This window comes from Nonomuraea sp. NPDC049646 (assembly GCF_044465525.1).
In the GTDB taxonomy this organism is placed as follows: domain Bacteria; phylum Actinomycetota; class Actinomycetes; order Streptosporangiales; family Streptosporangiaceae; genus Nonomuraea.
This window is the reverse complement of the sequence record NZ_JBITLU010000009.1, coordinates 90,018-107,827: the sequence shown is the minus strand read 5'-3', so window position 1 is coordinate 107,827 and position 17,810 is coordinate 90,018. Positions and strand designations below refer to the sequence as shown.

Below are 17,810 nucleotides of genomic sequence, written 5' to 3'. Positions count from 1 at the left end.
GGGGGGCTTCGGTCAGGTGTGGTCGATCTCGCCGATGACCTGGGCGCCGAGCTCGCGTTGCAGCAGGGCCATGCCGGAGACGGCGTCGACGTCGGCGTCCGCGTCGTTCAGCGGGTCGACGTCGTCGGCGTCGGCGGCCTTGTCGCGGCCCGGGATCGCGCTCGGCCACGCCGCCGTGCCCCCCGCGCGCGACGCCGGGGTGCGCGGACCCGCCTGGGCTGCCGCCTTGGCGGCCGACCGCGCGGCGGCCAGCCCCGCTCCGACCGGCGCGGCGGCGGGCTGCCGGGCGGTCACGGTCTGGGTGGGGTCGGGGCTCGGCGGGGAACCGGGGCTGAGGTCGTCGGGCGCGTCTGGCCACGACTCGTCGGTGGTCGGGCGCGCGGACGCGGCGGCCGGAGGTTGGCCCGGGTCCTGGGAGCCCTGGTCGTCCTGGGAGCCGCCGTGCGAGCCGGACCGCCCCTGGGAGGTCGCCTGGACGCCCGCCCCGCCCTGCGGGCTGGTCGTCGCCTGGCTCGCGACCGGGGCCGCCTGAGGGACGGGGGCGCCGTGGCCGCCCGACGGCGGCTGCTGGCGCACGGGGCCGCGGGTGGCCTGGGGCGCCGGAGAGCCGCCGACCACCGCCTCGACCCGCCAGGTGCCGCCGAGCACGTCGCCGAGCGCGGTCGCCACGACGGCGTCCTTTCCGCCGCCCGTGAAGTTCTTCATCGCGCCGACCTGGCTGAACCCGAGCGTGACCAGGTTGCCTTCGACGCCCACGACCTGGGCGTTCGTACTGACGTTGGCCCAGACCACGATGCTGCGCTGCTTGAGCGCGGCCAGCACGGCGGGCCACTGCTGCTGCATGCCGCCCGCCCCGCCCGCGACCGGGCCTGTTGCCGCGGGCGCCTGAGCGGCGGGCGCCTGGGCGACGGGTGCGGGCGCGTCGGAGGCCGTAGCCGCGGCCGAGCCGGGACGTACGGGCTCGGGCCAGTCGTCGGCCCCTCCGCCCGCGGGCCCCTGAGCGGCGGCGGAACCGTTGCTCCCGGCGGGCGTCGCAGGCTCAGGAACCGCCGCGTCGCCGCCGACCGGCGCCGCCGTACCGACGGAGACGGCCGGGGATGCGACGGGAACGTGCACGTCGTGACCGCCGCCCGGGGCAGCCGGACGCGGGATCGTCACCGCGCCCGCCCTGGAGGCCATCTGCGCGACCGTGCCGCCGCGCTCCAGACGTTCGAGCCGGGCGAGCAGGGACGCCTCGCCCTGCGAGGCGCCCGGCAGCAGCACGCGCGCGCACATGAGTTCGAGCAGCAGCCGCGGCGAGGTGGCGCCGCGCATCTCGGTGAGCCCCGCGTTGAAGATCTCGGCCGCACGGGTGAGCTCGGCCGGCCCCATCGAGGACGCCTGCCCCACCAGCCGCTCCAGCTCGTCGGCGGGACGGTCGAGCAGCCCGCTGGACGCCGCCTCGGGCACGTTGGCCAGGATCACCAGGTCGCGGAAGCGCTCCAGCAGGTCGGAGGCGAAGCGGCGCGGGTCGTGGCCGCCCTCGATCACCCGGTTGACCGCCTGGAACACCTGGCCGCCGTCGCGCGCGGCGAACGCGTTGACGACCTCGTCGAGCAGGTCGCCGTCGGTGTAGCCGAGCAGGGAGACGGCCTTGGCGTAGGTGATGCCGTCGTCCTCGGCCCCGGCGAGGAGCTGGTCGAGGATGGAGAGCGAGTCACGGGCCGACCCGGCGCCCGCGCGGACGACCAGCGGCAGGGCAGGCGGCTCGAAGGGCACGCTCTCGGAGGTGAGGATCTCCTCCATCAGCGCCTTGAGCGTCGCCGGCGGCATCAGCCTGAACGGGTAGTGGTGCGTACGCGACTTGATGGTGCCGATGACCTTTTCCGGCTCGGTCGTCGCGAAGATGAACTTCAGGTGCGGCGGAGGCTCCTCGACGAGCTTGAGCAGCGCGTTGAAACCCTCGCGGGTCACCATGTGCGCCTCGTCGATGATGTAGATCTTGTAGCGCGCCGACACGGGCGCGAAGAAGGCACGTTCGCGCAGGTCACGGGCGTCGTCGACGCCACCGTGGGAAGCCGCGTCGATCTCGATGACGTCGAGGTGGCCGGGGCCGGTCGGGGCGAGCGCCACACACGACTCGCAGGTGCCGCAGGGGTCGGGCGTCGGGCCCTGCTCGCAGTTGAGGGAGCGGGCGAGAATGCGCGCGCTGGAGGTCTTGCCACATCCGCGGGGGCCGCTGAACAGGTACGCGTGGTTGATGCGGCCCGTACGCAACGCCTGTCGCAGCGGATCTGTGACGTGTTCCTGACCCTTGACCTCGGCGAAGGTCCCGGGTCGGTACTTGCGGTAAAGCGCAAGGCTCATGCGACCATCCCGCCTGCGAGGGGGCTCTCAACGAAGAGACCCCCCGCACACCCGCCAGAGCCCGCTTATCCTTGCTGCCTTCCGGCCCTGGGGAGGTTCACAGGATGACGCCGCGCGAGGGGTCCCTGGACAGTCTAACCGGCCTCAGCAGTGCTCGCTCCACGGTTCGAGGTTGAGCATGTCCTGGAAAAATCGCGGTCACCGCAGTGCCGGAAGTCCGGTAAGCTCGTCGGCGGAGGATTCGCCTAGTGGCCGAGGGCGCACGCTTGGAAAGCGTGTATAGGGCAACCTATCAGGGGTTCAAATCCCCTATCCTCCGCCAGTTCTGAAGGGTCATGCCAGGTCAACGGCATGGCCCTTCTGGCTTTGTGTCGCCTTTTGGCGCCTCGACCGGCAGGTCTACGGTCCGGGTCGTAAAGGACCGCCGCCCGTTCGTTCCACGGCACCGGCGAGCCCCACCGCGACGTGCTCGCCGCCTTGCCTTTCCCCCGCCAGGCTCGGCGACCGTCTGCCCGCCTTCGTCGAAGCGCTGCGTCAGGCGCCCTTCCAGATGCCAGGAGATCCCGAAAGGGTGGCGGGGACTGGAATCGTCAGGATATCTTGACGGTTATGACCTTGAGCACTGCCGATCTTCCGGGGCACGAGGGTTTCGTCGCTCCCGTTCTGCCCGACGGGGAGCCGGCCTCGTCGTCCAGCGCCTTCACCAGGACGTTCGTGGGGTATCTGGCCGCCTGTTCGTGCGGATGGACCGATCGGCGGCGGTATCCGGCGACGCCGGAGGGGGCCAAGGAGGCGGAGTACCGGTGGTGGAGCAGGCACACGCCGCCGCTGCTCGCCGCCGCCCCGCCCGGCTGGCTGGTGACCAGGTCGAACCTGCTGTGCGAGCAGGTCGTCAAGCTCGCGGCCGATCGGCCGCTGGCCGCGCTCACCCTGCTGTCCCAGGTGGAGAGCTGGCAGCGGACGCTGCTCGACCAGGCCGTCGCCGGGGCGCGGGACAACGGCGCCTCCTGGGCGGAGATCGGCGAGGCCATGGGGATCTCCAAGCAGGCGGCCCACGAGCGCTTCAGGGCCCAGGTGAGCCAGTAGAGCCCGTTCAGGCCGGTACGAGCGCCTTGGAACGGTCGGCGACCATCCGTACGGCGAAGATGCCGAGCACGGTGCCCATCGCGTACCGCTGCACCCGCAGCCACACCGGACGGCGGGCGAGGAAGGCGGCCAGGCCGCCGGCCGAGATCGCGATCAGCGCGTTGACCAGCGTGCCGATCGCGATCTGCACCGAGCCGAGCGCGAGGCTCTGGAGCAGCACGTGTCCCATGGCGGGGTCGATGAACTGCGGCAGCAGCGACAGGTACAGGATCGCGATCTTGGGGTTCAGCAGGCAGGTGAGCAGCCCCATGGCGAACAGTTTCCGCGGTCTCTCGACCGCCAGCTCGCGCGGCTGGAAGACCGAGGCGCCGCCCGGCCTGACCGCGTTCCAGGCCATCCAGAGCAGGTACGCGGCCCCGGCCAGCTTGAGCGCCGTGTAGGCCACCGGCACGTACGCGAAGACGGCCGTCAGCCCGAGGCACGTCGCCGTCAGGTACGCCATGAACCCCAGCGCGACGCCGACCAGCGAGATCAGCCCGGCACGACGCCCCTGGCTGATCGAGCGGGAGACCAGATAGACCATGTTCGGTCCCGGCGTCAGAACCATGCCCAGGGACACCAGCGCGATCCCCACCAAGCCACCCGTCATAGCGGCAGATTAGCTGACAAATCGCAGAAAATCACAGGTCCGTATATTGCCTTGCGTAATCACCCGACTACAGGGGATGACACAGGACATGCAGTTCGACGACGACGCGCCACTCGACCCCTCACAGGTCGAGGACGTCCGGGCTTCCGGCTCCCAGCCCGGCCGGGGCGGCGGCGGCTGGGGCGGGATGCCGGGCGGCGGCTGCATGTTGCCCATCGGCGGCCGGGGCGGCGGCTGCCTGCTGCTGGTCCTCGCGGTGGCCGGGCTGTTCCTGTTCAAGCTCGCCCCCACGCCGTTCAGCGGCGACGAGGGCGGCGAGCAGGGCGGCGGACGCTACCCGAGCGCCCCCGGCCAGCTCTCCCCCAGCGGCAACCTGGCCGAGCGCTGCCGTACGGGCGCCGACGCCGACCAGTCGGAGGACTGCCGGATCGTCGGCACGGTGAACAGCATCCAGTCCTACTGGCGGCAGGAGTTCAAGGAACGCGACCAGCAGTACACCCCGGCCAAGACCGTGCTGTTCTCCCGGGCCGTGAACACCGGCTGCGGCCCCGCCGACTCGGCCGTGGGCCCGTTCTACTGCCCGCGCGACCGCAAGGTCTACCTGGACCTGGCCTTCTTCGACACACTCCAGCGCGACTTCGGCGCCGAGGGCGGCCCGTTCGCCCAGGCGTACGTGGTCGCCCACGAGTACGGCCACCACGTCCAGAACCTGCTCGGCACCATGGACAAGGTCGGCAACAACAGCAGGCCGGGCGCCGGCAGCGCGTCCGTGCGCCTGGAGCTGCAGGCCGACTGCTATGCCGGCGTCTGGGCGCACAACGCGGTCAAGACGGGCTTCTACCGCGAGCCGTTCTCGCAGGCCGACATCAACCAGGCACTCGACGCCGCCGCGGCGGTCGGCGACGACAGCATCCAGCGCCGCTCGCAGGGCCGCGTCACGCCCGACGCGTTCACCCACGGCACCTCGCAGCAACGCGAGAAGTGGTTCAGCGTCGGGTACGACAGCGGCCTCCCGGACAGATGTGACACCTTCTCGGGTGGCATCTAGGCGCCCTCCTGGGGAAGCTCTCTAGCGGGCAGCACCCAGAAGGGACGTCAGATATGGATTTCAAGGACGACGTCAACCTCGACTCGTCGCAGGTCGAGGACGTCGGCGGTCGCGGTGGCGGCGGGTTCTCGGGCGGCGGATTCCCCGGCGGCATGGTCCTCGGGGGCGGCGGCATCGTCGGCCTGATCGCCTTAGTGCTGGTGTTCGTGTTCAACAACCTGGGCGGCGGAGGCGGCGACGCCGAGCCGGCCCAGAAGCAGCCCCCGGCCAAACTCGCCGAGGAGTGCAAGACGGGCAAGGACGCCGACCAGTCGGAGAAGTGCCGCGTCGTCGGCGTGGTCAACAGCATCCAGGACTACTGGAAGCAGGAGATCCCCGACTACCGGACGTCGAAGACGATCCTGTACTCCGGCAGCCTCCGTACCGGCTGCGGCGCGGCCAGCTCCGCCGTCGGGCCGTTCTACTGCCCGAGCGACCAGCGCGTCTACCTCGACCTGAGCTTCTTCGACCAGCTCCACAGCCAGTTCGGCGCCAAGGGCGGCCCCTTCGCCCAGGCGTACGTGATCGCCCACGAGTACGGCCATCACGTCCAGGACCTGCGTGGGGCACTCCAGTCGGACACCGGCAGCTCGGTCCCCGTCGAGCTCCAGGCCGACTGCTACGCGGGCGTCTGGGCGCACAACGCCGTCCGCACCGGCTTCTACGAAAAGCCCTTCACCCAGACGGAAATCGCCGAGGCCCTCGACGCCGCGGCCGCCGTGGGCGACGACAGAATCCAGCAACGCACGAGCGGCAGAATCGATCCCGAATCGTTTACGCACGGATCGTCCGAGCAACGCGTCAACGCCTTCCAGCGCGGCTACCAAAACGGCCGGCCGGGCGACTGTGAACAGTCTGAGCTGGGCCGATAGCTCTCGACAACGCAGCAGGTCGAATTCTCTCCTAAAATGGGGTGGGTGATCTTCAAGCTCGTCGGCGACGGACGCCCTTATCCCGAACACGGTCTGACGAACCGAGAGTGGGCGCAGATCCCTCCCAGGCAGGTCCGGCTCGACTCGTTGATCACCACGAAGGCCATGCTGGACCTGCACTCGCTGCTCGCCGCGGACTCCACTTTCTACGGCGACCTGTTCCCGCACGTGGTTCAGTGGCAGGGCGAGCTCTATCTGGAGGACGGCCTCCACCGGGCCCTGCGCGCGGCCCTGCACCAACGGTCGATCCTGCACGCCAGGGTCCTGGATCTGCCCAACTGAAACGCGCCGGAAAAGGGAGCCGCCATTCGCGGCTCCCTTTTTCATGTGCCAACCTGATCGACGTGCCGTGTGTCACGTCCGCGTCTTTCAACATCATTCGGAGAATGCCGTGTCGTATCCACCGCCACACGGGTCGTGGCCGCCACCCGGATACGGCCCGCCGTCCTACTACTCGCAGCCGCCCCACTACGCGCAGCCGCCGGCGCAGGAGTACTTCGAGGAGCCGGGGCCGCTCGACAATCGCAACCTGATCGTGCTGCTGGCCATCGGGCTGCCGCTGCTGCTCCTGAGCGCCTGCGGGGCGCTGTTCTTCGTCCTGACCGACGACGGCCGTCCGGAGACCCGCGGCGGGGAGACGGTCCAGACGCAGGTCGTCGAGGACAGCCCGCCGGACGTCCAGCTCAACCTGAACCCGCCGGCCGACGGGCCCACCCAGCAGCCCTGAGGCAAAGAAAAGGGCCTCCGAGGTCATCGGAGGCCCGCTGGCGGTGGTGGTGGGATTTGAACCCACGGATGAGTTGCCCCATCACACGCTTTCGAGGCGTGCGCCCTCGGCCACTAGGCGACACCACCGCGGACGAGCTTACCGGATTCTCCGAGTAGCGAAGAACGTCTTGAGGACGGCGGAGCATTCTTCGGCCAGAACGCCCATGACGACCTCGGGCCGATGGTTGAGCCTGCGGTCGCGTACGACGTCCCAGAGCGAGCCCACGGCGCCGGCCTTCGCGTCGACGGCGCCGTACACGATCCGGTCGACCCGGGCGAGCACGGACGCGCCCGCGCACATCGTGCACGGCTCCAGCGTGACCACCAGCGTGCAGCCGCTCAGCCGCCACTGCCCGCGCAGCGCGGCGGCCCGCCTGAGCGCCAGCACCTCGGCGTGCGCGGTGGGATCGGCGGCGGACTCGCGGTCGTTGCCGGCCGCGGCCAGCACCTCGCCCAGCGGGCCGAGCACGACGGCGCCGACGGGGATCTCGCCCCTGCCGCCGGCCGCGACGGCCTCGGCCAGGGCCAGGCGCATCGCTTCCTCGTGGGTCAACGCAACCGGTCGAGCTCGTCGGCGAACGACAGCCGTTCGGCGATCACCGAGAGGATGTCGGCGGGCAGCAGGCCCTCCTCCATGCTCAGCTCCAGCAGCTCCTCCGAGCTCACGCCGAGGTCGCTGAGCAGCTCGAAGTCACCGGCGGGACGCACGCCGAGCCCGTTGCCCTCCTTGTCGGGGGCCACTCCGGCGAACTCGGCGAACAGCTCGCCCATGCTGTTGGAGGTGATCGCGTGCACGTCCGACAGGAACACCCGGGGCTCGTCCTCGCCCCGGTAGCGGGCGATGGCGAACCATTCGTCCTCGACCTCGACGCAGAGCAGGGCCAGCTCGTCGCCCGTCAGGCCCAGCGTCTCGATGACGGCGTCACCGAAGTCGTCGACGATCTCCGCGTCGCGCAGATCGACCTCTGCGCCGGTCCAGCCGTCGGAAGTCCTGACAAAAGCCGCAGAGAAGGTGTTGGACGCCATGCCCGCACTCCAGGGGGTTCAGCCGAAGACCGATTCGATGGCACGCTCGAACGGCTCGGAGAAGCCGAGCCGCGCGGCGATGCTGGACAGCACATCTTCGGGGAGGAGATCGATGTCGCCGGAGAGGATGCCCAGCTCCATCTCGTCCAATCCGAGATCGGCGAAGATCGACAGATCTCCCGCCGGCAGCACGGTCTCCTCGTCCTGGAGGATCTCGTCGAGCTCCTCCTCGTCGGGGACCGGCACGTCGAGATAGTGCAGCACCTCACGGGCGAGCGGGAAGTCCCAGGAGGCGGCGATGTCGGACAGGAAGACGTCGACGCGGTCGCCGAGCACCCGCAGCGCCACGAAGAACTCGTCGCCGACCGCGACCAGGCCGATGGTGCCGCTCTCGCTCGGCTGCTGCCTGAGGGCCTGGATCAGGCCCTGGAGGTCGGACGTGAGCGTGACGGGCAGCAGCTCAGCGTGCCACCGCTCGTCCTCGCGGTAAATCACTATGGCGAAGTCGAGCGCATCTTCGTCTGTCATCGCCATCCCCACCCGAGCCTCTGACACGACAGGTTCGCACCAGACCCCAATCGTTCCAGAACAGGCCACGCGGCGTGTGCTTCTCCGACCAAATTGTGATCAAAACCAAAGGCCCGGGATGCCACCACTCCGTCCACCGGATACCGTTGGGCCCTATGGAAACCCTCGTCGTCGACCATCCGCTCGTGGCCCACAAGCTCACCACGCTGCGCGATGTCCGCACCGACTCCCCGACCTTCCGCAGGCTCGCGGACGAGTTGGTGACGCTGCTGGCGTACGAGGCGACGCGCGACGTCCGGGTCACCGACGTCACCGTCCAGACCCCGGTCTCCCCCGCCCACGGCGTGCGCCTGGCCAAGCCCCAGCCGCTGGTCGTGCCCATCCTGCGGGCCGGGCTCGGCATGCTCGACGGCATGACCCGGCTGCTGCCCACCGCCGAGGTCGGCTTCCTCGGCATGATCCGCAACGAGTCCACCCTCCAGGCCGAGACGTACGCCACCCGCCTGCCCGACGACCTGTCCGGGCGTCAGTGCTTCGTCGTCGACCCGATGCTCGCCACCGGCGGCACGCTCGCCGCCGCCGTGCAGTTCCTGTTCGACCGGGGCGCGGTCGACGTCACGGCCATCTGCCTGCTGGCCGCCCCCGAGGGCCTGGCGTACATGGACAAGGTGTTCGCCAACTCCGGCAAGCCCATCCGCGTCGTCACCGCCGCCCTCGACGAGCGGCTCAACGAGAGCGGCTACATCGTCCCCGGCCTCGGCGACGCCGGCGACCGCCTCTACGGCGTGGTCTGACCCTTCCATCGGCTCCCCTTCTCCTTACGCTGGGTCGTCACTTCGTTACATACTGTGGTTGGGTGGGTACGAAGAGACAGGAAGGGAACTTCCGCATGCGCGTGGGGGAAGCACGATGAGCGACATGCCCGGAGCCGAGGAGTCCTCGTGAACGAGCGAGCGACCGGCAACAGCGGCGCCCCGTCTCATGCGACCAGCACAGGAGGGCGCATGAGCGAGCACACCGAGGCCGACCCGACCCCGTACGCGGAGGTCGAGGCCGCGCTGCGCGACGAGTTCGCCGGCGTGCATTCCTCCACCACCGTAACGCGCTGTGTGGAAGCAGCGCACTACGGCGCGCTGGAGGTCACCGGCTATGCGCATCCGAGCCTTGTGGAGCGCATCGCCCGGAAGCACCTTCACGTCCTGGCGCTGGTCGCCAGCGAACGTGGCTGAGCAAGCTAAGCAAGATCAAAACTAACCCGCCAAGTTACCTTTACCCCGGCTACCGGGTGGGTAATGTATACGGCGGGTGGAGTGGGTTAGTGGCACGGAGGCGACAGTGCAGGTCAAAAAAGTCCTCACATACGGTGGTATCGCATTTGTGGCGTACTACCTGTTCGCACGACCAGCTGATGCCGCAGACGCGGTGAAGGGGGCGTTCGACACGGTGTTCAACGCGGCCGACTCTCTGGCCCAATTTGTGAACAACCTCGCATGAGACTGGTGACCCACGGGGACTCTGCTCCGTCGTCGGTCAACCGCTACCTCCTCCCCAACGAACAACAGGTCATCATGGTGCGGCGTCATCCCGCCGTGCTGCTGCGCCCGGTCGCCGAGGTCTTCGGCGGCCTGGTCATCGCCGGGCTCCTCAGCAAGTTCTTCGGTGGAGGGGAGTCCGGCGGCACGGCGCTCGTCGTGGTGTGGTGGCTGTGGCTGCTGCTCCTCGTGCGCTTCGTGTGGAAAGTCGCGGAGTGGTCGGTCGATTACTTTGTGGTGACGTCCAAGCGGATGCTGCTCACCACCGGGTTGATCACGCGCAAGGTCGCGATGATGCCGCTCGGCAAGGTCACCGACATGAGCTTCCAGCGATCTCTCCTGGGCCGCATGCTCGGTTACGGCGAGTTCATCCTCGAGTCCGCTGGTCAGGACCAGGCTCTGTCAACGGTCGAGTACATTCCGTATCCGGAGACCCTCTACCTGGAGGTCTGCCAGATGCTTTTCCCCAGCAAGGACGAGAGCGACGATTAATCTCAGCGTGGCAAATTCTTCACGCGGGGATACCAGATTCGGCTACTTCATGCAATCATTGCGTGTTGTTGACCCTTCCCCGCCTTGAGAGATGAGATGCCGAGTCAGGGAACCATCGGTGACCGCGTCCGTGGACTGCGGCTGAACAGGCGGATGTCCCAGGCCCAGTTGGCCGGACCCGACCTGTCTGACAGTTATGTCTCGCTCATCGAGTCGGGCAAGCGCACGCCGACTCCTGTCGTGGCCCGCCTCCTCGCCGAGCGGCTGGGATGCACCACCGAGTTCCTCCTGCACGGCATCGAACCGCGGCAGCGCATCGACACCGAGCTGGGTCTTCGCCATGCCGAGCTGGAGCTTCAGCACGGCGACCCCGCGGTGGCGGCCGACCGCTTCACGGAGATCGTGAAGGCGGCCGACGAGGAGAACGCCATGCTCACCGCGCACGCCCGCTTCGGCCGGGCCCGTGCGCTGGAGGTCCAGGGGCGTCTCGGCCAGGCCGTCGAGGCGTTCGAACGGCTGCGCAGGGAGGCCGCCGCGCATCCCGAGCGCCTGGCCGACCTGCCGCTCACGATCGCGCTGAGCCGCTGCTACCAGCGGGCCGGCGACCGGCTGAGGGCCCGTGACCTGGCCGCGGCCGCCTTGGAGCAGGCCGAGCGGCTGTCCATCTCGCAGGGCGAGATCGCGGTCGACCTGGCCACCGCTCTGGTCGAGGCGCGCAGCGAGCGTCAGGGCGACTCCCCCGAGCTCGAGTACGTCAAGCGGGTGCTGGACAACAGCGGCGTTCCTGAAGTTATGGACCGTTCCGAGGAGATCCACGCCCTGTGGCAGGCGAGCTCCGCCGCCGCCGCCGGCGAGGACTCCGCGCTGGCCGTGCGCCTGGCCGACGACGCCATCATGGCCGGTCGTCAGGCCCGGCTCGCGCTGCAGCTCGCGCGGGCGGCCATGCACTGGTCCAGGCTGGTCACCGCGCCGCTCGACGAGGCCGAGCGGCTGGCCGCGGCCGCGTCGCGGGCCTTCGCGTCCTCCCCCGGCAGTGTCCGCGAGCACGGCGAGAGCCTGGTCGCGCACGCTCGGGTGCGGCTGCGGGCGGGCGACCAGGCGGGGGCCGCCGAGCTGGCCACCACGGCGCTGGGGCTGGCCCACGACGGTTCTGGCACCACGCCGGCCGAGGCGAACCTGGTGCTCGCCACCGTCGCGCTCGACCTCGACGGCAGTGCCACGACGCAGCTCCGTACGGCGCACGAGCTGCTCGACTCGCTCGACCGTCCGGTGTTCGGGTCCGACAGGCAGGCCGCCCGCTGCTGGCGCGAGCTGGGTGACCTCTATGGCAGGGCCGGGGCAAGAGCACAACAGACGGCCGCATATCGTAAAGCCCTTGAAGCTGCCGGAGTTCGCTCCGCATTGGCAGGGGTGACGGTCGAAGCCACGGTCGCGCACTGAACCTCCGGGAGCTCCAGATTTGGACTTTTGAGTCTGGAATAATTAGGGTCGACCAGTCATTGACTCATAGGATGATTGGTTTCCCCGGAGGAGGCGGACTGTGAGTCTGCGTACGGCGCAGCGGGCTTCGCTCGTCGACCAGGTGATCGATCAGCTCAAGGAGCAGATCACCTCAGGGTCGTGGCAGATGAACGGCAAGATCCCCACCGAGACCGTGCTCGCCGAGCAGCTCGGAGTGGGACGCAACACCGTTCGCGAGGCCGTGCGCGCGTTGACGCACGCCGGGCTGCTGGAGTGCCGTCAGGGGGACGGCACTTACGTCCGGGCGACCAGTGAGCTGTCCGGGGCGATGCTGCGCCGGCTGCGCCAGGCCGAGCAGCTGGAGATCCTTGAGGTGCGGCGCGCGCTGGAGGTCGAGTCCGCCCGGCTGGCCGCGACCCGCCGTACCGACGAGGACATCCGCCGCATCGAGGCCGCGCTGGCCGAACGCGACCGCGCCTGGGAGCTGGACGACCCCGACTTCTTCGTCGAGGCCGACCTCGCCTTCCACATGGCGGTCGCGCACGCCACCCACAATCTCGTGCTCATCGACCTCTACGAGGACTTCTCGGCGGCTCTGCGGGCCAGCATCACGGCCGCGGGCACGTCGTTCAACAAGAGCTACATCCCGCACGACGCCATCGCCCGCGCCATCGCCGCCGGCGACGCCACCGCGGCCGAGCGGGCCGGGCACGCGTGCATGGAGCACATCCTCATCGCCCTCACCGACTCCTGACCGGACCTCAGGCGGCGGGGCGCAGCTCGGCCGCATGGTCCTTGGCGAACTCGGTGAAGCTGCGGCCCGGACGCCCGGTCACGTCGGTGAAGGCGGTCGTCGTACGGTCGCCCCAGCCCGCCGAGTACGCCGTGAGGTACTCCCTGGTGACGGCCGCGTCCCATTCGCGCATGCCGGCGTCGAGCATCGAGCGGTAGGCGTCGTCGGGGGCGACGGGGTGGTAGGCGATCGGCGTGCCGTAGACCTCGGTCAGGGCGGTGGCCGCCTCCCCCAGCGAGATGCTGGCCGGGCCCGTGAGCGTGTAGGTGCGGCCCTTGTGCGGCGCCGGGTCGCGCAGCACCGCGGCGGCGAAGTCGCCGATGTCGCGGACGTCGATCAGCCCGATCCGGCCCTCGCCCGTGCCGCCGTAGAGGGTGTCGCCGGCGACCGAGCCGAGCAGGTTCTGCATGAAGAAGGCCGGGCGGATGACCGTCCAGTCGAGGCCCGAGGCGGCCAGCTCGACGTCGGAGAGGGCGTGCAGGCGGCCGTTGCGCGTGGGGGCGTCGTGGGCGGCTCCGATGGCCGACATGCGCACGACGTGCCGCACCCCCGCCTTCCGGGCCGCCCAGAGGGCGTTCATGCTCGCATGGGGCGCCTGGGGGCCCATGGCGGTCAGCAGCCACAGGATGTCGACCCCCTCGAAGGCGGCGTCGAGCGTGGCGGGCTGGTCGAGGTCGCCGACGGCCACTTCGACGCCCTCGGGGGCCTTGGCCGCGTCGCGCACCAGGACGCGCACGTCGCTCAGGTCGCCCAGCGACTTCAGCACGGCCCCGGAGACGGTGCCGGTGGCACCGGTGATCAGGATGGTCATCGCAATGTCCCCTTTTCTGCGGAGATCAACTCGTCGATCAGGTCGAAGAACTTCTGGATGCCGGGCAGGTTCGCGCCCTTGGCACGGGAGGCGGCGAAGTCGTCGCCCGAGCGCCAGTCGACGATGTCCAGCCACTCGTCGTCGGACAGGCGGACCAGCCGGGCGCCGAGGAAGCCGGCGCGGTCGGCCGCGAAGTCGGCGAGCATGCCCGGGCGGGCCGCCAGCAACTGGCCGGCGCGTTCCGGGGACACTCTGAATCTGGTGAGTTCCACCGTCGTGGTCATGGCACGACAATATAGTAAGAATCAGTGACAGTCAAAATCAGTGACTAATTGGAGGGCCACCCGTGCGCAGGAGTCATCGCAAGCAGGACGAACCGGACCTCGGCGTGCTGGCGGGGCGCACGCTCTTCGCCCTGCAGCGCGACCTGTTCGCCAAGCTGGCCGAGCAGGGGCACCCGGGGCTGCGGCCGCGGCACGGCGCCGTGCTGGCCTACCTGGACGAGGAGGGCAGCAGGGCGACCGACCTGGCCGCGCAGTCGGGGCAGCACAAGCAGGTGATCGGCACGCTGGTGGACGAGCTGGTCGCGCTCGGCTACGTGGAGCGGCAGCCCGACCCGGCCGACCGGCGGGCCAAGCTGATCGTGCCGACGGACAAGGCGCTGGACCACATGACGAAGTCGGACGCGATCATCGCCGAGATGGAGGCCGCGCACGCGCGGGCCGTGGGCGAGCAGGCGTACGCGGAGTTCAAGAGGGTCTTCAAGCTGGTCGCCGAGCGGCAGACGGGCACGGCGGGATGACGGCTCGGGCCGGGCGACCTCAGCTCAGGCTCGCTCAGCTCAAGCTCGCCTCAGCTCAGGCTCGCTCAGCTCAAGCTCGCCTCAGGTCAGGCTCGCTCAGGTCAGGCGCAGTGACATGACCAGGTAGCGGAAGGCGGGCTGGGCGTCGCCCGGCACGTCCTGGACGAGGGCGGGCCTGGTCGGCGACTCCATGTTGAGCCTGGCCAGCTCGGTCTCGATGCCGGTCAGGCCGTCGAGCAGGAACTGCGACTGGAAGGCGATCTGGATGTCGTCGCCGCGCAGCTCACAGGGGACGACCTCGGTGCCGCGCCCGATGTCGCCGCCGCCCGCCTGGATCAGCACCTGGCCCTGGGAGAACGACAGCCGGATCGCGGTGTTGCGCTCTGCCACCAGGGCCACCCGCTTGATCGCGTTGACGAACGGGGTCACCGCGACGTCGGCCCTGATCGACCAGTCGGAGGTGAGCCTGGCCCGGTAGTCGATGAACTGCTCGTCGAGCAGGCGCACGGTGGTGCTGCGGCCGACGCTCTCGAACCCGGCCACGCCGTCGCCCATCGCGACCGACACCTCGCCGCCGCGCAGCGACTTGGCCACCTCGACCAGCACCTTCGCCGGCACCATGGCCGAGACGGCGACGTCGGGCGCGGCCGGACGCCAGGTGAAGTCGCGGGCGGCGATGCGGTAGCGGTCGGTGGAGGCCATCGCCACGGACTCGCCCTCGATGTCGACCCGGATGCCGGTGAGCATAGGCAGCGTGTCGTCGCGGCTGGCGGCGGGCGCGACCTGGCTCACCGCCGAGGCGAACACGCCGCCGCCGATCGCGCCGATGCTCGGGGGCATCGCCGGCAGGGCCGGGAAGTCCTCGACCGGCATCGTGATCAGCCCGAACTCGGCGCTTCCGCAGGTCAGCACGGCCTCGGCGCCTTCGGTGACGATCTCGACGTCTTCGGCCGGCAGACTGCGGCTGATCTCGGCGAGCAGGCGGCCCGGGATGAGCACGCTCCCGGGCTCGACCACGTCGGCGTCGACCAGGGCGCGCGCGGAGACGTCGTAGTCGAAGGCGGACAGGCTCAGCTCGTCGCCCGCCTCCAGCAGCAGCCCGGAGAGCACGGGCACCACCGGGCGGCTGGGCAGGACTCTGGCGGCCCATGCCACCGCATCTGCCAGTACATCGCGGTTAACCCGGATCTTCACGAGGATCCACCCTTTCGTCGCGCCGTGCCTCTATGAAAATAGCCGCTCCCACCGACAACTCCGGCTGTGTCCGGGCACGGCTGGGCGTCCTGTGCACGATGGGTCTGGTGGGGCCTGGTGGGGCCGGGAAGGGGCCGTCAGGCGCGGCTGTTGAGGTAGGCGAGCACGGCCAGGACGCGGCGGTTGTCGTCGTCGGAGGGGGCCAGGCCGAGCTTGGCGAAGATGCCGGCGGTGTGCTTGGCGACGGCGCTCTCGCTGAGGAAGAGCCGCTGGGAGATCGCGGCGTTGGAGCGGCCCTCCGCCATGGCCTCCAGCACCTCGCGCTCGCGGGGCGTGAGCGCGGCCAGCGGCTCGTTCCTGGCGTTGCTGGCCAGCAGCTTGGCGATCACCTCGGGGTCCATCGCGGTGCCGCCGTCCGCCACCCTGCGCACGGCGTCGACGAACTGCTCAGCGTTGAACACCCGGTCCTTCAGCAGGTAGCCGATGCCGCCCGAGCCGTCGGCCAGCAGCTCGCGGGCGTAGAGCTGCTCGACGTGCTGCGACAGCACGAGGACGGGCAGCCCCGGGATCCGCGCGCGGGCGGCCAGCGCGGCCTGCAGGCCCTCGTCGGTGTGCGTGGGCGGCAGCCGTACGTCGACGACCGAGACGTCGGGACGCAGCTCCAGCAGGCCCTTCAGCAGCTCCGGCCCGCTCTCGACGGCGGCCACGACCGTGAAGCCGTGCGCCTGGAGCAGGTGGACCAGGCCGTCTCTGAGCAGGTAGAGGTCTTCGGCGACGAGCACCCTCTTCATCAGCAGGGCCCCAGACCGCCGACGCTGCCGAGTACGAGGCTTCTGTTGTGGAGGAGCCGGATGCGCATGGCCGCAATGTACATGAGCGTGCCGAGGGCGATGTTGGTCACGATCAGCGGCCACTGCAGCGGTTCGGGCAGGTAGAGGGCCAGGAACCAGCTCCGCTCGTCGATGTGGAACGCCTTGAAGACGGCCGTGACGAGACCCTGGGGGAACAGCGGGCACCAGCCCGTGCCGTACAGGACGGCGATCGCGGCGGCCTTCTTGGGCGGCAGCTTCGCCTGGCCGGCCTGGTCGGGCAGGACGTGCGGGATGTCCAGGGTGACGGTGGTGGGGCCGCCCGGGGGGCTGTGCAGGGCCAGCACGCCGTCGAAGGCGGCCAGGCGGCGTTCGATGCCGGTCAGGCCGCTGCCCTTGGCCGGGTCGGCGCCGCCCATGCCGTCGTCGCTGACGGTGACGCGCAGGGCCGCGCCGTTGACGCTGATGTCGATGGCCGCCGACTCGGCGCCGCTGTGCCGGGCGGCGTTGGCGAGCAGTTCGCTGATCGCGAAGTAGGCCGCCGCCTCCACCGGGGGTTCCAGGCGGTGGGGCAGCTCGACGTCCACCTTGACGCGCAGCGGGCTGTCCATGGCCAGAGCGCGTACGGCGTCGGCCAGGCCGCGTTCGGCCAGCACCGGCGGGTGGATGCCGCGGATGACGGTGCGCAGCTCGGTCAGGGTCTCGGCGGAGGCGTCCCTGGTCTTGGCCAGCAGGGCCTTGGCGGCGGCCGGGTTGTCGTCGATGAGCTGCTCGACCGCGCCCAGCGTCATGCCGATGGCCACCAGGCGGGCCTGGGTGCCGTCGTGCAGGTCGCGTTCGATCCTGCGCATCTCGGCGGCCTGGGAGTCGACGGCGAGGTTGCGCACCTGCTTGAGATGGGTGATCTGGACGGCCAGGCGGCTGGCGGAGGTGGCGCCGAGCAGGAGGCGGACGGTGAGGGCGTACAGACGCAGGCCGCGCGCGGGGAGCAGGACGAACAGCGGCAGCAGGCCGATCTTGACGATCGGGTCGAGCGTCAGCCAGAGCGTGTCGCGCCAGGTCGCCGGGTCGGTGAGCAGCCACTTGAACCGGTCGTTCCAGGCCGGCATGCGCGGCGACTTGTACAGCGTGCGGTCGACGCGGTAGAGGCCGTCGGCCATGGGGACGGGCGGCGGCGGCTCGGGCAGGTAGGGCGCCTCGATCTCGACGCCGGTCCAGGCGCGCAGCAGGCGCCGGTGCTGCTCGGCCGCCCGCCTGACCAGCCTGGCCTGCCACGGGAAGAAGAAGACCATCCCCAGCGCGAACGACAGCATGATCATGGCGCCGGCCAAGGGGATCAACGCCACCTCGACCAGCAGCAGCGCGAACAAGACCGCGACCTGCCCGAACCGTTGAAGCATGCTCCCAGTCTGCGCCAACATCCCCGCTGGGGACATTGCACCTAGATACACCCTTGCTCGGCATCTACCGAGATTCCCGGGAAAACCCGCAGCT

General features: G+C 70.0%; 22 protein-coding genes, 2 tRNA genes and 1 other RNA gene. 13 read left to right on the top strand and 12 right to left on the bottom strand.

Annotated elements, in window-relative coordinates:
- Positions 1-12: 12 nt before the first annotated feature.
- Entirely contained in the window at positions 13-2,346 is a 2,334-nt protein-coding gene (locus ACIBQ8_RS26905) for a DNA polymerase III subunit gamma and tau (RefSeq protein ID WP_397193263.1), read from the bottom strand.
- A gap of 31 nt (positions 2,347-2,377) precedes the next feature.
- Positions 2,378-2,473: signal recognition particle sRNA small type (gene ffs, locus ACIBQ8_RS26900), an RNA gene on the bottom strand.
- Positions 2,474-2,580: 107 nt separating this feature from the next.
- Between ffs and ACIBQ8_RS26895 the strand changes: the two genes are divergently transcribed.
- A tRNA-Ser gene (locus ACIBQ8_RS26895) sits at positions 2,581-2,668 on the top strand.
- Positions 2,669-2,955: 287 nt separating this feature from the next.
- Positions 2,956-3,432: a hypothetical protein gene (locus tag ACIBQ8_RS26890; protein WP_397178729.1), complete on the top strand. Its 477-nt coding sequence runs from the start codon at positions 2,956-2,958 to the stop codon at positions 3,430-3,432.
- Positions 3,433-3,439: 7 nt separating this feature from the next.
- Here ACIBQ8_RS26890 and ACIBQ8_RS26885 read toward each other — a convergent pair whose 3' ends face one another.
- Complete coding sequence (locus tag ACIBQ8_RS26885; RefSeq protein WP_397193262.1) at positions 3,440-4,081, bottom strand: LysE family translocator; 642 nt, start codon at positions 4,079-4,081, stop codon at positions 3,440-3,442.
- 76 nt (positions 4,082-4,157) lie between these two features.
- On the opposite strand from ACIBQ8_RS26885, the gene ACIBQ8_RS26880 reads away from it, so the two are divergent.
- From ACIBQ8_RS26880 to ACIBQ8_RS26865, 4 genes are all read left to right on the top strand, one after another.
- Positions 4,158-5,129 (top strand): neutral zinc metallopeptidase, encoded by a 972-nt coding sequence (locus tag ACIBQ8_RS26880; protein WP_397193261.1) that lies wholly within the window; start codon positions 4,158-4,160, stop codon positions 5,127-5,129.
- Positions 5,130-5,182: 53 nt separating this feature from the next.
- Positions 5,183-6,040, top strand: coding sequence for a neutral zinc metallopeptidase (locus tag ACIBQ8_RS26875; RefSeq protein WP_397178732.1), 858 nt, complete (start codon positions 5,183-5,185; stop codon positions 6,038-6,040).
- Between the two features lie 45 nt (positions 6,041-6,085).
- Positions 6,086-6,382, top strand: a complete 297-nt coding sequence (locus ACIBQ8_RS26870; RefSeq protein ID WP_352318431.1) for a type II toxin-antitoxin system VapB family antitoxin — start codon at positions 6,086-6,088, stop codon at positions 6,380-6,382.
- 109 nt (positions 6,383-6,491) lie between these two features.
- Positions 6,492-6,827 (top strand): hypothetical protein, encoded by a 336-nt coding sequence (locus ACIBQ8_RS26865; protein WP_397193260.1) that lies wholly within the window; start codon positions 6,492-6,494, stop codon positions 6,825-6,827.
- 38 nt (positions 6,828-6,865) lie between these two features.
- Here the strand turns inward: ACIBQ8_RS26865 and ACIBQ8_RS26860 are convergent.
- From ACIBQ8_RS26860 to ACIBQ8_RS26845, 4 genes are all read right to left on the bottom strand, one after another.
- Positions 6,866-6,955, bottom strand: a tRNA-Ser gene (locus tag ACIBQ8_RS26860).
- A 10-nt stretch (positions 6,956-6,965) separates the two neighbouring features.
- Positions 6,966-7,403 (bottom strand): tRNA adenosine(34) deaminase TadA, encoded by a 438-nt coding sequence (tadA, locus tag ACIBQ8_RS26855; protein ID WP_397178811.1) that lies wholly within the window; start codon positions 7,401-7,403, stop codon positions 6,966-6,968.
- A 14-nt stretch (positions 7,404-7,417) separates the two neighbouring features.
- Entirely contained in the window at positions 7,418-7,894 is a 477-nt protein-coding gene (locus ACIBQ8_RS26850; RefSeq protein WP_397178734.1) for a tRNA adenosine deaminase-associated protein, read from the bottom strand.
- A gap of 18 nt (positions 7,895-7,912) precedes the next feature.
- Positions 7,913-8,428 carry a tRNA adenosine deaminase-associated protein gene (locus tag ACIBQ8_RS26845; protein WP_397178735.1) on the bottom strand — a complete coding sequence of 172 codons (516 nt, stop codon included), beginning with the start codon at positions 8,426-8,428 and terminating at the stop codon, positions 7,913-7,915.
- 149 nt (positions 8,429-8,577) lie between these two features.
- Here ACIBQ8_RS26845 and upp point away from each other — a divergent pair, with 149 nt between their 5' ends.
- The 6 genes from upp (at position 8,578) to ACIBQ8_RS26815 (ending at position 12,661) form a co-directional block, all read left to right on the top strand.
- The gene (upp, locus tag ACIBQ8_RS26840) at positions 8,578-9,216 is read left to right on the top strand and encodes a uracil phosphoribosyltransferase (protein WP_357973920.1); all 639 of its coding nucleotides are present in this window, start codon (positions 8,578-8,580) and stop codon (positions 9,214-9,216) included.
- 210 nt (positions 9,217-9,426) lie between these two features.
- Positions 9,427-9,651 carry a hypothetical protein gene (locus ACIBQ8_RS26835; protein ID WP_352318442.1) on the top strand — a complete coding sequence of 75 codons (225 nt, stop codon included), beginning with the start codon at positions 9,427-9,429 and terminating at the stop codon, positions 9,649-9,651.
- Between the two features lie 106 nt (positions 9,652-9,757).
- Entirely contained in the window at positions 9,758-9,916 is a 159-nt protein-coding gene (locus tag ACIBQ8_RS26830; protein WP_352318444.1) for a hypothetical protein, read from the top strand.
- Positions 9,913-10,446, top strand: a complete 534-nt coding sequence (locus tag ACIBQ8_RS26825) for a PH domain-containing protein (RefSeq protein ID WP_189647299.1) — start codon at positions 9,913-9,915, stop codon at positions 10,444-10,446. The genes ACIBQ8_RS26830 and ACIBQ8_RS26825 overlap by 4 nt, the downstream gene beginning before the upstream one ends.
- 96 nt (positions 10,447-10,542) lie before the next feature.
- The gene (locus tag ACIBQ8_RS26820; protein ID WP_397193259.1) at positions 10,543-11,886 is read left to right on the top strand and encodes a helix-turn-helix domain-containing protein; all 1,344 of its coding nucleotides are present in this window, start codon (positions 10,543-10,545) and stop codon (positions 11,884-11,886) included.
- 100 nt (positions 11,887-11,986) lie between these two features.
- Positions 11,987-12,661 (top strand): FadR/GntR family transcriptional regulator, encoded by a 675-nt coding sequence (locus tag ACIBQ8_RS26815; protein WP_352318450.1) that lies wholly within the window; start codon positions 11,987-11,989, stop codon positions 12,659-12,661.
- A 7-nt stretch (positions 12,662-12,668) separates the two neighbouring features.
- On the opposite strand, the gene ACIBQ8_RS26810 is transcribed toward ACIBQ8_RS26815, so the two are convergent.
- Both ACIBQ8_RS26810 and ACIBQ8_RS26805 read right to left on the bottom strand, forming a co-directional pair.
- Positions 12,669-13,511 (bottom strand): SDR family oxidoreductase, encoded by an 843-nt coding sequence (locus ACIBQ8_RS26810; protein ID WP_397193258.1) that lies wholly within the window; start codon positions 13,509-13,511, stop codon positions 12,669-12,671.
- A complete protein-coding gene (locus ACIBQ8_RS26805) occupies positions 13,508-13,795 on the bottom strand; it encodes an antibiotic biosynthesis monooxygenase (RefSeq protein ID WP_397193257.1) in 288 nt (95 codons plus the stop codon). The genes ACIBQ8_RS26810 and ACIBQ8_RS26805 overlap by 4 nt, the downstream gene beginning before the upstream one ends.
- A 62-nt stretch (positions 13,796-13,857) precedes the next feature.
- Between ACIBQ8_RS26805 and ACIBQ8_RS26800 the strand changes: the two genes are divergently transcribed.
- Positions 13,858-14,313, top strand: a complete 456-nt coding sequence (locus tag ACIBQ8_RS26800) for a MarR family winged helix-turn-helix transcriptional regulator (protein ID WP_397178739.1) — start codon at positions 13,858-13,860, stop codon at positions 14,311-14,313.
- Between the two features lie 96 nt (positions 14,314-14,409).
- On the opposite strand, the gene dnaN is transcribed toward ACIBQ8_RS26800, so the two are convergent.
- The 3 genes from dnaN to ACIBQ8_RS26785 form a co-directional block, all read right to left on the bottom strand.
- A complete protein-coding gene (gene dnaN, locus ACIBQ8_RS26795) occupies positions 14,410-15,507 on the bottom strand; it encodes a DNA polymerase III subunit beta (protein WP_397178740.1) in 1,098 nt (365 codons plus the stop codon).
- 137 nt (positions 15,508-15,644) lie between these two features.
- Positions 15,645-16,298: a LuxR C-terminal-related transcriptional regulator gene (locus tag ACIBQ8_RS26790; RefSeq protein WP_397193256.1), complete on the bottom strand. Its 654-nt coding sequence runs from the start codon at positions 16,296-16,298 to the stop codon at positions 15,645-15,647.
- The gene (locus ACIBQ8_RS26785) at positions 16,298-17,716 is read right to left on the bottom strand and encodes a sensor histidine kinase (protein WP_397178742.1); all 1,419 of its coding nucleotides are present in this window, start codon (positions 17,714-17,716) and stop codon (positions 16,298-16,300) included. Before ACIBQ8_RS26785 ends, ACIBQ8_RS26790 begins: the two co-directional genes overlap by 1 nt.
- Positions 17,717-17,810: the final 94 nt, after the last annotated feature.